The 14,909-nt window shown below is 59.0% G+C and carries 14 protein-coding genes; 7 read left to right on the plus strand and 7 right to left on the minus strand.

All coding sequences use genetic code 11. From position 1 onward, the window contains the following. Window positions 1-40: 40 nt before the first annotated feature. From mobF to AWB67_RS26330, 3 genes are read right to left on the minus strand one after another with little or no spacing between them, the layout of a single operon-like run. Window positions 41-2,995, minus strand: coding sequence for a MobF family relaxase (mobF, locus tag AWB67_RS26320; RefSeq protein WP_087659150.1), 2,955 nt, complete (start codon window positions 2,993-2,995; stop codon window positions 41-43). Beyond that, window positions 2,995-4,551 (minus strand): type IV secretion system DNA-binding domain-containing protein, encoded by a 1,557-nt coding sequence (locus AWB67_RS26325; protein ID WP_087659151.1) that lies wholly within the window; start codon window positions 4,549-4,551, stop codon window positions 2,995-2,997. Before AWB67_RS26325 ends, mobF begins: the two co-directional genes overlap by 1 nt. After that, entirely contained in the window at window positions 4,544-4,894 is a 351-nt protein-coding gene (locus AWB67_RS26330) for a hypothetical protein (protein ID WP_087659152.1), read from the minus strand. The genes AWB67_RS26325 and AWB67_RS26330 overlap by 8 nt, the downstream gene beginning before the upstream one ends. Before the next feature lie 453 nt (window positions 4,895-5,347). On the opposite strand from AWB67_RS26330, the gene AWB67_RS26335 reads away from it, so the two are divergent. From AWB67_RS26335 to stbC, 3 genes are read left to right on the plus strand one after another with little or no spacing between them, the layout of a single operon-like run. Beyond that, complete coding sequence (locus tag AWB67_RS26335; RefSeq protein WP_125477679.1) at window positions 5,348-5,788, plus strand: hypothetical protein; 441 nt, start codon at window positions 5,348-5,350, stop codon at window positions 5,786-5,788. A 7-nt stretch (window positions 5,789-5,795) separates the two neighbouring features. Further along, complete coding sequence (stbB, locus tag AWB67_RS26340; RefSeq protein WP_087659154.1) at window positions 5,796-6,500, plus strand: StbB family protein; 705 nt, start codon at window positions 5,796-5,798, stop codon at window positions 6,498-6,500. A gap of 2 nt (window positions 6,501-6,502) precedes the next feature. After that, window positions 6,503-6,880, plus strand: coding sequence for a plasmid stabilization protein StbC (stbC, locus tag AWB67_RS26345; protein WP_087659155.1), 378 nt, complete (start codon window positions 6,503-6,505; stop codon window positions 6,878-6,880). A gap of 173 nt (window positions 6,881-7,053) precedes the next feature. Here stbC and AWB67_RS26350 read toward each other — a convergent pair whose 3' ends face one another. After that, window positions 7,054-8,223, minus strand: a complete 1,170-nt coding sequence (locus tag AWB67_RS26350; RefSeq protein ID WP_235025323.1) for an ArdC family protein — start codon at window positions 8,221-8,223, stop codon at window positions 7,054-7,056. A gap of 1,109 nt (window positions 8,224-9,332) precedes the next feature. Between AWB67_RS26350 and AWB67_RS40900 the strand changes: the two genes are divergently transcribed. The 4 genes from AWB67_RS40900 (at window position 9,333) to AWB67_RS26360 (ending at window position 11,873) form a co-directional block, all read left to right on the plus strand. Beyond that, complete coding sequence (locus tag AWB67_RS40900; protein ID WP_159964945.1) at window positions 9,333-9,494, plus strand: hypothetical protein; 162 nt, start codon at window positions 9,333-9,335, stop codon at window positions 9,492-9,494. 351 nt (window positions 9,495-9,845) lie between these two features. Further along, complete coding sequence (locus tag AWB67_RS40905) at window positions 9,846-9,998, plus strand: hypothetical protein (RefSeq protein ID WP_159964947.1); 153 nt, start codon at window positions 9,846-9,848, stop codon at window positions 9,996-9,998. Window positions 9,999-10,472: 474 nt separating this feature from the next. After that, window positions 10,473-11,207, plus strand: coding sequence for a Crp/Fnr family transcriptional regulator (locus tag AWB67_RS26355; protein ID WP_087659157.1), 735 nt, complete (start codon window positions 10,473-10,475; stop codon window positions 11,205-11,207). Between the two features lie 390 nt (window positions 11,208-11,597). After that, window positions 11,598-11,873, plus strand: a complete 276-nt coding sequence (locus AWB67_RS26360; RefSeq protein ID WP_087659158.1) for a DUF1488 family protein — start codon at window positions 11,598-11,600, stop codon at window positions 11,871-11,873. Between the two features lie 292 nt (window positions 11,874-12,165). Here AWB67_RS26360 and AWB67_RS26365 read toward each other — a convergent pair whose 3' ends face one another. From AWB67_RS26365 to AWB67_RS26375, 3 genes are all read right to left on the minus strand, one after another. Then, window positions 12,166-13,221 (minus strand): H-NS histone family protein, encoded by a 1,056-nt coding sequence (locus tag AWB67_RS26365; protein ID WP_087659162.1) that lies wholly within the window; start codon window positions 13,219-13,221, stop codon window positions 12,166-12,168. A gap of 101 nt (window positions 13,222-13,322) precedes the next feature. Then, window positions 13,323-14,363, minus strand: a complete 1,041-nt coding sequence (locus AWB67_RS26370; protein ID WP_087659159.1) for a DUF1839 family protein — start codon at window positions 14,361-14,363, stop codon at window positions 13,323-13,325. Then, on the minus strand, window positions 14,360-14,909 hold a 550-nt coding region (locus tag AWB67_RS26375), incomplete at its 5' end, for a class-II aminoacyl-tRNA synthetase family protein (protein WP_510183505.1). The genes AWB67_RS26370 and AWB67_RS26375, both read right to left, overlap by 4 nt.

Consider the following 14,909-nt stretch of genomic DNA (forward strand, 5'->3'; position numbering starts at 1 on the left):
CGTAAGCTAGCTGCGCAGCATTTAGCACTTCGCGCGCCAGTTACCCTCCGATCGACATCTCCGCACCGCTTCGGCCTTTATCCTTCGATTGACCGCTGTCATGCGTCGGGCCGTCTTTGGCGCGTTCCTTTTCTGCGTGCCGCTGAAGCTGGCTAATTTCGAGAGCAGCTGTCTTGTCGGCCTCGCGGGATACTGCGGCCGGAAGGCGCTTTCCGTCGTCCGTAAAAATCTCCGCTTCATACCGGGCGCGCGACACGGCAACGTAGTACACGTCCTTGGCCGTCGTCAAAGAGCGGGTTTCAAGGTTGATGAGAACCTTGTCGCTCGTCAGTCCTTGCGCGCTGTGAACGGTCGATGCGTACGCGAGCGCGGCATACATCGCCTGTGCGGCATCGAGCGTGATTTGCCGCCCGCCGCCGCCTTCCGCGATGATTTCCTGCTCCCGGATTTCTTTCACAGTGAACCGGTCGCCGCTCGCCAAGTCGCGGTCCTTGTCGTTCCGCGTAATCTTGATCTGGTCGCCCACGGCCAGCTCCGTACGCTCAGGCGTGTACACGGAAAGCTGGGTCGTCTGTGCCGGGGAGAACGAGAGAACAGCGCCGTCCTCGCCACCTACGGTCAAGCGGTTGCCGGGCCCGGTATCGAGCACGGTGTACCGCTCGCCACGCCGTAGGCCGCTGCGGTAATCCCGCTCGGGAATGATGATCGCGCCCTTCTCGTAGTATTTGCTATGCCGCCGTTCAGCCTGCGTCGTATCGAGCCGATCCAACAGCGTGTATTGAAGGCCCGTGCCCTTCAAGCCTAGCGCCTGCTGTATGCCGTCATTGATTTCCTTTCGACTATGGTTCGTGCCAGTGATCACAAGCGTTTCGGCGCGCTGCGCCGGCGTCAGTGCCGCGTAAGCTCGCACAATCGCGCCGTATCGGTCCTTCGACGCTTTGACCTCGCGGACGTGCGTAATGTGCGCGAGCGAATCCGCGGCTTTGCCCGCTGCAGCGAGTTCGACTGCCTTCAAGAGCTCTGGGTCCTTCTGGCGCTGGATGGTGCGAATCTCAGTCGATTGCATGCCAGCATCGAGAAGCTGCTCAAAGGGCTTGCCCGCCTCAATGGCTTTGGTCTGCGCTGTGTCGCCGAGAAAAACCGCCCGAGCGCCGGTCGCCTCGATGATTTTCATCGTTTCGAGCATCTGACGCGCCGGGATGACGCCCGCCTCGTCGATGAAAACGACGGTGTTGCCGTCGAGCTTCTTGTTCTTCGCCTTCAAGAACGATTGCAGCGTGCGCGCCTCGATGCCAACACTCTCGAGCGCCTTTTTTTGACTGCCGTAGGGGGCGAGCGCGGTCACGCGATATCCGTGTTCCTCGAGCAGCTCCTTCGCGGAATGGGTCATGTAGCTCTTGCCCACGCCAGCGAAGCCCGGAACGGCCATGAACTGGTTGGTGGTGTCGGCGATGCGCGCGACCGCACGCGCCTGCTCGGCGTTGAGCCCTTGCCGCTCGGCGGTGCGGGTTCGGGTGGCCAGATAAGCTTCGATCTGCTGCGCGGTCATATGCGGCTCAATCTTGCTGCGTCCGGCGCGCTCGAGCGCGAGAATGTCACGCTCCCGGCGCTGCGCGATGTGGGTCGTGTACCGGGTGCCCGAATCCTGCAATCGCCCCTTGACAATGCCGCTGTCGACAATCGCCTTCGCCTGCTCGCGGGTGCGACTACCTGTCGCCAGCTCGGCAATCCATTGCTCGCGCGTGAGCGCCGGACCTTGCGGTGCGACATTGGCCTTGGCGTCCGTTGCCGGTTTTCGAGCCGGGTTCATGGACCGATACCGTGTGTTTTCTTTGATCAGGTGGCCGCCGGCCTTCGCGCGGTCGATCGCGGTGCGGATGTCGGCCGCCGACAAGCGCCCATAACCATGCTTCAAGGCAACGGCCAGCAACTCCTCGCCGGTCACGATCGCCTGCCGCTCGGTCAAGCGCTTGATGGCAAAGCGCACCGTTTGATCGGCGTGAAATTCGAGCGGTTTTTCGATCTGCGGGGTGCGAGTGCGCGTCCCCTTACCACCGTCCTTACCGAGACCATCCTTATTGAGACCGTCATTACCGACGCCGGCCCATTCGCGGCTATAGAAGTCGATGCCGAGCTCTTTCGCGCGTGCCTGCCATGCTGCGCGCACGTCATCGCGGTCGATTTCGGTCTTGCGCTCGCGCGTTTGCATCGCCGCGCGGTCGCGCTGCTCAGCGGTGGCCGTCTCCCGGTTGAGCCCCCACGCTGCCAGTTTGGCGTCGATCCGGTTTCGTCGTCCGCTAAATTCGTCGATCTGGTGCTCGGTGAAATGCGCGAGATCGAAGGTGCCGTTTCTGTCATAGCGCAGCGTGAAGCCCTGCCGCTCAAGCTCCTTTGCGAGCTCCGCCTTATAGACGTTGCCCAGGTGACTCAGCGAATTGACGATGCCGTCGTTGACGAGCGCCCGCCACTCGCCGTTGCGCTTCTGCGTCATGTTGAGCACGAATGCGTGCGTGTGCAGGTCGGGATCGACTTCGCGCGACGTTTCGTGCCGAAAGGTCGCGGCAACGATCTTGTCGGTGCGCTCGATGCTGGTCTTGCCATTCACCGTGGAACGCACGGCCGCGAGCATTTCGGCCTCGCGGAGAGCGGCGGCCACGGCCTTGTCATGAGCGGCGATGATTCTCTCGTCGCCGTGGACAAGCGCCTGCAACGACACGCCTTTGGGAGCCGAGAACGTGAGGTCGTAACCCAGACGCTCTTTGCGGGCCTCTGACGGCGTGGTACGGCGAAGTTGAGTATGTTCGTCGATCCGACCGTCGAGAAGCTCGGCAAAGCGGCGCTGGTCGACCGTGCCGGACAGGCCCAGCGCCTGCGCGCCCTGGCCGTGCCACTGCATGGCGCTGCCGTCCTTAGCGTAGTAGTCGTCTGCGCTGTCGGTGTAATAGTTCACCACCTTGCCGACGTTCTGGCGCTTGATCGTCGTGATATTCAGCATTAGGACGCCCCCATGATTTCACCATCGAGTGAGATCATTCCCGGCACGCGGTTCTTGCGGGTGTAAGTGACGGGCTCCGTCTTGAACTTCGCAATCGGCAGGTCGCCGGGAAAGGCAAGATAACCTTCGAGATTCGGCATGCGCATCAGCTCGGACGGAAGCACGACCAGCTCCGGCTTGATTTCGTCGTTCTGGCTGCTGGTGCCCGATCCGCCGAACGTCTTGCGACTGCGGCCCGAGCGATGCCGCATCACTTCGTGCTGGCCAAGCGCACGCGCCATCTTCTCGGCCGTCTTTTCACCCATGCGCCCGATGGGAAGCGCAACCATTGTCCGATGGTTGCCGAGCATGGTTTCAGCGAGATTCTCGCCATAGACATCGACTAACTGCGTGTATGTCTGATAGCCCGAGACAACGCGCAGCCCCTTCTTGCGCCCCTTCGTGAGCGCGTCGCCCAAGCTCGGCAGTCGCGCCAGCGATTCGAGCTCGTCCAGATAGACCCAAATGCGCCGGTTCGGATCGGTGCTCATGCCGAGCACGCTGCTGAAAAGGGTGTCCACAAAACAGGAAATCAGTGGGACCAAGGCGGCACGCGTATTCTCCGTCCAGGTGATATACAGATTCCCGCCGTTCGGGTCCGCGATCCAATCACGCAACGAGAAACTGCCTTGCGGCATTTCAAGATGCGGTGGGATTTTGTTACTGAGCACAAAACGCGCACTGCCTGACGCTCTGCTGTTTCCCGTGAAAAGCGCCTGCGCATTCGTCCCTTCAACGAATTCTTCGAGTTCTTCTAAAGTCTTGCGATTGGTCCAGTCGAAAACTTGATCCATGGTCGGATTGCGCTCGGTGGAATACACTTTCCGCGCAACCTCGGCGAATAGCAGTCTCCCGTAGTCGTTCCATTCTTCTGACTCTGCGCTGCCCGAGCGTTGGATAATCGACGCAGAATAACGCTTAAAATCGTAGTCGGCGCGGATTTCATTGAAAAACGACCAACCTTCCGAACGCGCATCATACGGATTTAAAATCTTGTCGCCTTTTCGATAGAAATTCGACAAAAACTCACCGTCTGGATCGAGCACAACCATCCGATCGCCGCGCGCGAGACAGCACACCATCATTTCTTTAAAAACTGTTGATTTCCCCGTCCCGGTCGATCCGCCAATGGAAACGTGGGTATTTTCCGCTTCAGTGGGAATAGGGACCCCGGCAATCGTAATCTGCTTTTTTCCTTTCTCGGCTGTTTTTCTGGCGAGATCGGAAGCCGAGACGATTTGCGTGCCTCGATAAAATTTTGAGAACGACGCGCCCTTGAAGGGTTTCTTATCAGCTTTGACCGCAAACACGATTCCGGCAATGGCAATCACTTCGCCCACAATCAACGCCGTCCACAAAGGCCAAAGCTTGAACGTGTTGTGGATTAAAAGTGGCATCACACTGCGAACCGTTTGAGGCGACAATCCATAAACCGTTTTAGCCGTGATAAACCAGGCGAAGAGCGGCAGAATGAGCAGGGCGGCGAGACCGGCTTGTCGCTTTTGAATGTCATCCACGACGATTCTCCTGGGGCGGCTCCCACGATTCGATTTTTAAACGATCGAGTTCTGCGCGGGCGGCTCGTAACTTCTCAGGCGAAAGAGACATGCGCAGCAGGATGAGCGCTTCGGCAAGCATGATCGTTGACGGCTCCGACTGAACCGGCTTGCCTCCGCTTTGCAGCCCGGCGACACTGGCGACCAGTTCATCCAATACGTCCAGGCGATCTAACACTTCACGGTTGCGTTTTCCGAAAAGGGAGTCTTTGATGTACTCGGAGACGTTGCCATCGAAGCGGGCCGAACGCTCTTCCAATTCGACTTTTTGAGGCTCCGTGACGCGGATGCAGATCGTGGGCACGTCTTGGCCTCCAAGGTATTACGCGTGTTTTACACAGTAGGTCGATCCTTCATACGTTTCAAGGCCTATCGTAAAACCTTGGTTTTACCGGCAACGGATGCGCATCATAAAATACGTAGCATTTTCAATGGTTTAGGCAGTGCGGAGCACTGCGTATGGTGTATGGCCTTTTAAGGGACCAAATCACCCGGCGCGATAAGCTCGACGCAGGCCTTTTCCTCCCGATTGACCGTCAAAAAAAAACGTTGCACATGCTCCCTCGCGCTGTGCGCGAGGGTCAACTGAGCAACGATCAGCGACGGGATCATTTCAGGATCATTTCGGGATCAAATTGGAATCTAAAAAGGTCGACGAACCTAGCAAAAACCTATTTGACTGATGAAAAGGGATCACCTAGAGTTCAGAAAAGGATCAACTAGGATCGATATCGCACAGTTGGCGGACTGCTCGCTCATGACGATTTTTGACTTCACGCCGCGAAGCGATGCGGCGCTTGTGCGTAACCTGTTGCGCGACATAGAGGCAGCTCAAGAAGCCGGTGCAAGTCGCCAGGCGCTCTGGCAAAACCTCCGTGACCATCACAACCTGAGCTTGTCGTTTGATGCCTTTTGCGTCGCACTCAAGCGCGCGAGGGCAAAGCACCGAAGTAAGGCGAACGCGACGGCGACAACGCCGGAAGCGGCGTCGACGTCGACGTCGACTTTAGAAATGCCTGGACCTGGGGCCGAGGGTAATCGATCGCGCGTCGTTCAGCAGCAGGAACACCAGCATCGCAAACACAAACCGGAAAAAAGTGAACCAAGCGTGCCGCGAAAAAATCGCATTAAGACGTCCAAGGATTTCGCAGACGTTCACAAAATAGATTTCAACGAGTTTGACGACAAATTCAAGTGAGGTGCACATGAAGATCGCCGTCCTCAACTATAGCGGAAGCGTCGGGAAAACCGTTGCGGCGCATCACTTGTTAAAACCACGCATGCCGGATGCAGCTTTCTTCTCTGTGGAAACGATCAACCAGTCAGCCAGCGATCTGGGCGCCTCAGAGGTTTCGCAATTACAAGGAAAAAAATTCGGCGAACTCCTCGAAGCTCTAGTGCTTGAGGATGATGCAATCATCGACGTCGGCGCCTCCAATATTGAGCCCTTCTTCGAGGCGATGTCGCGATTTTCCGACGCTGAACAGGAATTTGATCTGTACGTAATTCCGGTCACGCCGGATCAAAAAGCGTGGCAAGAAAGCTTAAAGACGGTCGAAGCACTCACCAACATCGGAGTCGCGTCAGAAAAAATCCGCTTGTTGCCCAATCGGATCGCTGCCAACCCCGTCGACGAGATTCCGGCGATATTCAACTACGCGAAGAAGACAAGAAAGGCATGGGTCAATGCAGACGCTTACCTTTTCGAGAGTGAAATCTACGCGTATCTTGCGGCAAAGCGTATCGGTTTTAATGAGCTTATCGACGATAGCGTCGATTATCGTGCGCTGGCAAAGGCGGAGACCGATCCAGGAAAGGCGAGGGATTACGCGCGCATGTATCGCTGGAAGAAACTAGCCATTCCCGTTCGCAATAATTTGGATGATGCTTTCACGGCGCTGGTGGGCTAGAAATGGAGCCGCCGCCGACCAAGGAGGAGGTACTTTTCGAGTGGTTCCTGGGCGACTCAAAAGAGATCGTTGCCGACTTGAAGTCAGCCCTCGCGGACGCGACGAGCGTTCGCGAGGGGATCATCAAAGCGAAAGGCGAGTTGGACGCAACGGTGCAGGCCGCGACGCGCGAGTTGATCACGGCGCATCGAGAGTTGACTCAGGCGATTCGAGATGCCAAGGCAGCGAACATCGATGCCGCGCAGAGGGTTGCGGCAACCAGCAAGCGAGCTGCCGCTGCGGGAGTGCACCAAGCACTTCCCGCGCTAGGAATCTGCTGTGGCATGAGCGCGCTCATAGGCGCGGCGATCGCTGTGGTTCTGGTCCGGCTGTTCGTGTAGTCACGATAGGCGACACTGCTGCGGGCACATGAGCGGACAGACATCTCGTGCAGGGCCGCAGCACAACTCCGAGTTCGCAGTGGGTGAGAAGGTTCGGGAAGCTGGCTGCGTGAATGCGTAGTCAGATGCGAAGCCCGGACGCTCGGGTCCGGGCTCGGCGGGGTGCGATGCCCTTAGTTCGTCACACGCTCAGCGACGAGAGTTTCGTCCGTCGGTTTCGCGTCCTGCAGCGCGAACAGATAGTCGCAGGCGCGCTGTGCGTGGCTCGCGGCCGTGAAAATTGCCTTCTTGTCGGCCTTCAGAATCTTGAGCCAGTGATCGAGATAGGAAGCGTGATCGGCGCGGGTCTCGGGGCTGATACCGAGCTGCGAGCACAGGAAGGCGGCGCCCATTTCGGCGATCAGTTCTTCGGCCGCGTACGCTTCGTCGCCGAAACGCTTCCCGAGCTGGCGGTTCAGGCGCGTGTAATTCGAAGTCCAGTGAACAATTTCATGGGCTTTGGTCGATTCGTATCCTTCTACATCGTGGAATGCTTCCGCGGGCGGCAGTTGCACAACGTCGAGCCCAGGCGCATAAAAAGCTTGATTGCCGCCGTGACAGATGGTCGCGCCTGTCTTCGCGAAAAAAGTCTCGGCGTATTCGATGAGTGGCAAGGGCGCGCCGCTCGGGTAGGCATCGGCTATCGGCTCGTGTCGGTACCCGTCTGGCAAATTGTCGATCTGCTCGACGTTGAAAACGGTGTAGCCCTTCATAAAAGCGATCTCGTGCTCGGTCACTTCGCCGCCGTCTTTCTCCTCTTCTTTCGTGATCTTGCTCGCGTACACGACCAGTGATCCGTGTTCACCTTTGCGGACGTTCGCACCCAGCTCGAGCGCTTGTTTGAACGTCATCCAGCGATTCGACTGATAGCCCTTCTCGAGTGCCTCGCCCCATAGCAGCAATATATTGATGCCGCGGTACGGGACGCCCTTGGCGCGCACCGGCAAAGTGATCCGTGTGCTCGCATGGCCGCCCCGCCAGGGCTTGGCCCAAGGCCGCGCGCCGTGTTCGAGGTCGGCGATGATTTTATCGGTCACGCGGGTGTAGATGTCGGCTTGGGTCTTCATGGTGTGCTCCTTGTAGGGCCGGGGGTGTTCGCGGGTTTGGTGCGCGAATACCCCTGCCCGTCGGGCGCAGACCGGGGAGGCAAGGTGCAAGGGCTGGACGGGGGGAGGGGGATCACCCACCCCGATGGGGCGGCCGCAGGCCGTCTTGCAGCTTGCGAAGGATGGGGAGACCGCCCGGCCAGGGCGAAGCCATTTCCCTTGCAGCGCGCCAGGGGCAGCGCCCCATAGCGCGTTCATCTGGATGAGCTTTGGAATCTGCGGAAGGGATCGTTACCGAATGGCCGGGACGTCAGGCCCGGTGAGCGCAGCGAGTAGAGCCCGGTCCGCCGACAGGCGGAATCGCCCTAAAGCTTCTGCTGGACATGGATTGGCGATGAGGGAAAGCGAATAAAAGCCGCCAGAACAATTTGTTTTTTGTAGCTCGGTTGGCAAAGCTGAATACGCGACTAACGGTCTCCTTCAAAATAAAACAGATAACCGCCGCTGCGCGCCGGGAAGCATCCAACCAACTTATAGAAAGCTTCGCTAAATCATCGACCGGTATGATCCGGAGCGCCGGACAGTTACTGGGAATGCCCCCGTTTCCCGACCGAGCAAGGCAAGGCAAGGCAAGGCTGCATAATCCCTCAGTAAATGGATTCGTCAAACAAGGGCAGCGTCAACCCTCGATTCGAGATTCTACAAAAGACGCTCATCTGCGAACCGGGCCTAAAAGCCAAAAATCGATGCGATTCAGGTGACCGCCAAGGCGGCGCAACACCGTCAGTTGATGCCCGCAATCAACAATGAGCTTGCTTAAGGCGCGCGCGGCACGCAGATCGTGGAGATCTTGAAGCAACGCGGGCTCGAGATCACGAGCAGGATGTTCAGAAACGGCAGTTTGCAAGTCGGCGGGGCTGAATTTTGAAACGGCAATCGACCGACGAGCACGGGCGCAAGCTCACCGACACCGGACAACATGCGGCCGCATCGATTGGCAATTTAGATCAATGCCTGTAAAGCGCGGTTCGTCGGCGCGAACACAGCTCGAGCGCAGTATTCGCCGGGTGGTTCTGCTGCTGATCAACTGCGCGTTGGTGGCGCGTGCCATCGGAGGCAGGATTGGCGTCCGATTGACTGGCGCATAACACGGGGCGCGTCGGCGAGGACGACGACGGCGCGCCCCATAGACCCTGACTTTTGGACATTCGAGGCGTCGCCCCCGTCTTTTCTCGAACTCGTCGCGCAAAAGCGCAAAAGCGCCTGGGCCGCCCGCCGGACGACAACCCGAAGGAGCAGGTGAACGTGCACTAAGACGCCGACATCCTTGCCGCATTTCGCGCGACAGGGAGGGCTGGCAGACCCGCATGAACGACGCGCTGCGCACCTATTTCGCCGAACATCCGCTCGAGGAAGCACAGGACGCTGACACTAATGCACACGCCGAGCGCCTTGCCGGCATGCAGCGTCTCATTGATCCTAAGCGCCAGGAGGCCGAGCGCTTGCAGAGCCCGCGGCGAGGGTGCTAGCGGTTGGCGCGCTCGCCACAATGGTTGTCGGCGGCCTGCTGGAGTTCGTCCGACGTCTAACTTAGCCCACTGCTCTCCTCGCGCCCCTTGGAGACGGCATCGCGCGGGCGCTCGTATGTTGGCGCAAACGTCCGCCTATCGCGCCAGCGCGTCGCCCAGCAAGGCGGCCGGCATTCACGAGAGCAAGCGCAGTGGGCGTCCTGTAGCGCGCGGCATCGGCATTCAGATAGAACGATAGAACCTCTTGCTCGATGTCCGACCGAACTCACCGAATTCGACCTCGCGACGATTGAATCCCTGCACTGCAGTTTTAAATAGCACCGGTTGCGGCCTAATCGTGAAGGAGCGACCGTGCTGGAAGTCACCGGCTGGGGCAAAGCACTGCGTTTCTCAAATGCAACGTTTTCTATTTCCGTTCCGAAGCGGTCTGGTCAATTGGCGCAGAGATATGAAAGCGCCCAATGCTCGTCGCAGTGGGCTTGGACAGATATCGACGACGGCTAAAGTTTCGCCGTGCCCGTTCGCACATCCGCCAGACCTTCGCATCTGCAACATTTTAAGTAGCTTGTTCATACGGTGGAAAAAATAGGGCGTTCGCGCGAATACAAGCCTGCATATAAAAGGCTCGCAAACGTTAAAGCCGATTTTCTGACGCAGCGATTAAACTAAAATCGGCAGACCGCAACATCATTTTGTCTGTTCAAATCTGAATCAGATCGATTCGACCCGCAGGCGTTCGTTTCGGCACATCCCGGCCCCTTTCTTACTGGTGGGCACTTTCGCTATCGCTGGCACGTCTTTCGCTTATGTCTGACAAAGCACAAACGATAGCCGCCAACCTATTCGAACAGACGGCAATAACGGTGCTACGGGGCTGGTCGCAAAAGTTTCGATGAACGCCACACAGATGCGCTCACGAATTCCGATGCAGGCCAGAGAAATACAGCGCAAAGCGCACAGACCAGACGAATAAAAATCATGTTGACTCTTCAATCCGACCTGCACGGCAATCATCTGTTGGGCGCACTTCCGGCGCATGAATGGCAATCCATCGCGCCTCATCTCGAACTCGTTCAGTTGCGCACCGAGCAGTTGCTGTGCGATTCGGGACAACGCATTCATCACGTGTATTTCCCGACGACCGCCATCATCACGCTGCTGCACACGATGGAAGACGGCGGTTCGGTTGAAGTGGCGGCGGTGGGCCGTGAAGGGATGACGGGCGTGCCGGTGCTGACTGGCGGCGACACGATGCCCACTCGCGTACAGGTGCAGGGCGCGGGCTTCGCGTATCGGATGAGCGCGAGCGCGCTGCGCGAACATTTCGGTCGCTCGGATTTTGTGCGTCGCCTGATGCTGCTGTATATGCAGGCTCTCCTCACGCAGGTGGCGCAGACGGCCGCATGCAATCGTCACCATTCGCTGAGCAAGCAGTTGTGTCGCTGGCTGCTGATCCAGGCGGATCGCTCTTCGTCGGACCAGATGCGCGTGACGCAGCAGATGATCGCCGACATGCTGGGCGTGCGTCGGGAAGGCGTGACGGAAGCGGCGGGCAAGCTGCATGACGCGGGACTCATCCATCACAGCCGCGGTTGCATCACGGTGCTCGATCGTGCAGGACTCGAAGCGCGTGCATGTGAATGCTACGGCATCGTCAAGCGCGAATTCGACCGGATGCTACCTCGCGCGCGTCAGGCTGAGGCCGTTGCTTAGAGATCAGGAAGCCGCCGGTGCCGCCGGCCAAGAGCGCGAACTGTGCGCGCGGGCATGGGGGCGCTAGGCCGGCTTGATTGGCTTGCAGCAATCTAGTGAACACGAACGGCGGCGCCGGTAAGCCGAGGTGTCGCCGACTGGTTTTGTCCATTGTCAGCGGCCTGAGTTCCAAAACGGCGCCCAGACAGTCCGACTCGGCACAAAAGGGCTTACTTCGTCTTCCTTTCTCGTCCGCATTTTTCGGAGCTTCGAGTATTGGAACTTGCACCGTTGACGCGCGGGCGAAGCCGGTCGGAGATCAATTTTTCTCGCCGTCTGCGCGCGTAGCCGTCGTAAAAACGCATGGCCTATGCCACAATCTTTACAGCGTCAGCAATGCATTGAGCCCACATGGAAACACTCGACCTTGAACCCAGGATAGCTGCGGATCATCGCAGCGTCGTGTTCGTCATAACGCACAAAACGCGCGCTATTGAATGCGTGGTTGCGCGCGCGGCGCTTGAGACGCATTTTTGGCTCACGCCAGATGCGAACGACACAAAGACGCTGAAAACCTTCCACGACGGATACCGCCGCATTCAGGCTGTCGCCCAACGAAAGCTACTTGCGCATCCGACCGCGCGCTTGGAACTAACGGCTGCCGATTTCGTTCGAAGCGAAAAATAAGATGAGTGGCGACGGGCAAAGCACTTAGGCTGGCAGGACGTGTGCGGTAGCTGTCGCTACAAGCCGACCAGATTGAGTCTGAGCTTTACAGCTTCGGCAAGGACCCATTCTGGCGAGGACAAGTGGATTCGCCGCCAAGTCCGCATCGGTGCGTATAGAAGCACGACCGCTGACGAAGTTGAAAGACGCGGCGCTATAACTCACACACCGGAAAGACAAAACGCCCCTTGCAACGATTCGGAGGGACGTTTTGCCATTGACGCCGGTACGGACGTCCGGTGACAGCGTCCGACTACACCGTTGCGGGTTCGCTCGGCGCGTCCGAGGCGGGAGATGACGCAGGGGCCGCCATCAGTTCACTCGGCGGGACGGTGGTTTCTACAGCTTCCGGTTTGCGACCCACCGCCTTACGGGGCGCGACTTTTTTGGCCGCTTTCGGTGCGGTTTTCTTCACTACCGGCGCCGCCGCTTTTGGGCTCGCCGCTCGCTTCTTCGCCGAAACGGCGAACTTGCTGGCTGTCCTTTTTGCAGTGGCTTTCTTCGCGCTCGCAGTGCCGGCCGTCGATGCAGCTTTCTTTGCAACGGGCTTGCGGGTTGCGGCTTTGGTCGTTGCGGTCTTTGTCGTTGCCGCCTTCTTTGTTGCTGTTTTCGTCGCAGCAGCGCTTTTCGTCGTCGTCTTTTTCGCCGAAGTATTCCTCGCCGCGGTCTCCTTTGTGGCCGCCGTCTTAGCGGCCTTTTTCGGCGGCGTCGTCGTCGCGGTGGCGGGCTGATCCGCTACCTCGGCACCGTCAATCAGGAACTTCGTTCGGTCGCGTGCTTTTGCGATCCACGCCGGGGTTCGTGCATGTCCGCTCCAGGTCGCGCCGGTTTTCGGATGGCGATACTTGGGGGGCAGTTTCGCCTGGCCCTGCGTCTTGCTTGCAGCGGCTCTTGCTATAGACGAGTTTTTCTTGATCGCGGTCTTTGACTTGGGCTGGCTTACACCATTCGTATCACTCTCAGCGCCCGCTCCATCGATCAAAAATTTCGTGCGGTCGCGTACCTTCGCAATCCAGGCGGGCGGTCGGGCATGTCCGCTCCAGGTCGCACCAGTCTTCGGGTGACGGTACTTGGGCGGCAGCTTTCCCTTCGTCGACGCTGGCGTAGTCGCCGAAGTTTGGGCGCCGGCAGGACGGCCAACGCGCCGCTTAGTGTCTGAGTGCGCGTCGATGTCGGCCGCGGTCAATCCGTGCTGCTCCATCAGCTTTCGAATGTCGGCAAGGACGGACTTCGACTGCTTGGCCACGAGCACATCGGCCTGTGCTTGAAGTTGTTTCATTTTTGTTTGAATTTGTTTGAGGGTTGCCATATTGACCTCCTTCACCCGCAAGACCTCGTCGTCTTCGTCAGCGGAACGAGCGCTGGGCTCAACCGGAAAGCATCCGGCTGGCAGCTGAAGGACCATGATGTTCACGAGAAGAAAGCGGCAAGCGGCGTCATCACGCGTTCATACGACACTTCGAGTCCATCGAGGCAATCGTCGCAGAAGTCGGGACGTCCTCGCACGCGGGCCCGTGCCAGCCTAAACTGCGTCACCATCGATTCACGCGCGATGTGCTGCGCGTCCTTTGCAACGCTTTCGGGCAAGTCATAGCCGTGTTCGCGCAGCCACAGCACATACTTCGAGAGCATCTCGAAGTTCGCGCCCAACTGGCGCATGACGTTGAACGAATACTGATGAAAGTAATCGATGTCGCGATTGAGCACTGCATGGACGTGCTCTGCGAAAGCCGCGCGCCATTCGGTGATCGGATTGCTGGTCGGACGCCGCGAGAGATGCGTCGCAAGCGTGCTCACCGATGCCTGCACGAGCTCCGTACCCGACAACGCAGGCCGATTGCGCTTGGCGAATTCCACGTACGGAAAGAGCAGGTTGGGATTGCCCGCCAGTTCCGGTGCAAGACTAAACACGCCGTCATAGTCGTCGCCGCCGAGCGTGTAATAGCCCGCGTTGTGGAAGTACTCGAGCTGCCGCGCGCTGGTGTCGACACGCTTGATGCCGATGGTGGTCTTCGAATGCGACTGATGGTAATTCGTCGCACGCGTGTCGGGCAGATAGAACGCATCGACCTCGACGATCACCACATGGCCGCGCCGCGTCTGTTCGAGCACGTGCCGCTCCAGCGTGTCATAGATCGCGAGCTCCTGAGCCTGCAGGCCATAGAGCCGCGCGATATCGTCCAGCGAAAACTTCGGGAACGTGAACTGGTCACCCTCGAACGCTTGCAGCACGGTGAAGCCGAGCGCCGCGCGCGGATCGAATCCGAAGTCGTGCAACAACTCGATCCACAGATCGACGTAGCAATTGGTTTCGAGCCACACGCGATCGCCCTGATGCAGCGGGTGACGATCCGCTTCGCGAAGCATCTGCCTCGCGAAAGCGGTTTGCTGCGGCGCCGCCGCCACGGCGCTATCCGCATTCGCGGCCTCAGCGGACGGGAGCGAGCTCATGCGGTCGTGCCCGTGCGTGCCAGTGCATCGGCGATCATCGGCGCGGCATCGCCCCACAGGAACGTGCGTACGGCTTCGGGCCATTTCGTGACGTCGAGGCCGTGATGGCGGAAGAGCGCGAGCGTGGTGCGCTCCATGCCGAAGCCGACACACGCCGTGTGCGCGAGGCTGTCGTCGGCTTGCTGGATGTTCCAGATTTCGCCGAAGTGTTCCATGTGATAGTTGAACGACAGGCACGCGGTCAGCTTGTTCGGGGTCGCGACCGGCACGAGCAGTTCGAACTTGAGTTGCTGTTCGCGCTGGCTGTCGGCGACGATCTTCCCGCCGCGTCCGAAGAACGGATCGTTGGCGAGATCGATTTCGAACGGCAGTTGCAACAGGCGCACGAGCGCCGAGCCGCGCTCGATCCATTTCTGGCGGAACGCCATCACCTGAGCCGGGCTGCCGACGCGAATGTATTCGCGCATGGGGAACATCTGCATGCGGCCCGGATCGATGGAGGGCTCGTGGCGGAAGCAGTAAGCGAACACGTCGACGATCGCACCT

It is taken from the genome of Caballeronia terrestris (assembly GCF_001544515.1).
Lineage (GTDB): Bacteria > Pseudomonadota > Gammaproteobacteria > Burkholderiales > Burkholderiaceae > Caballeronia > Caballeronia terrestris.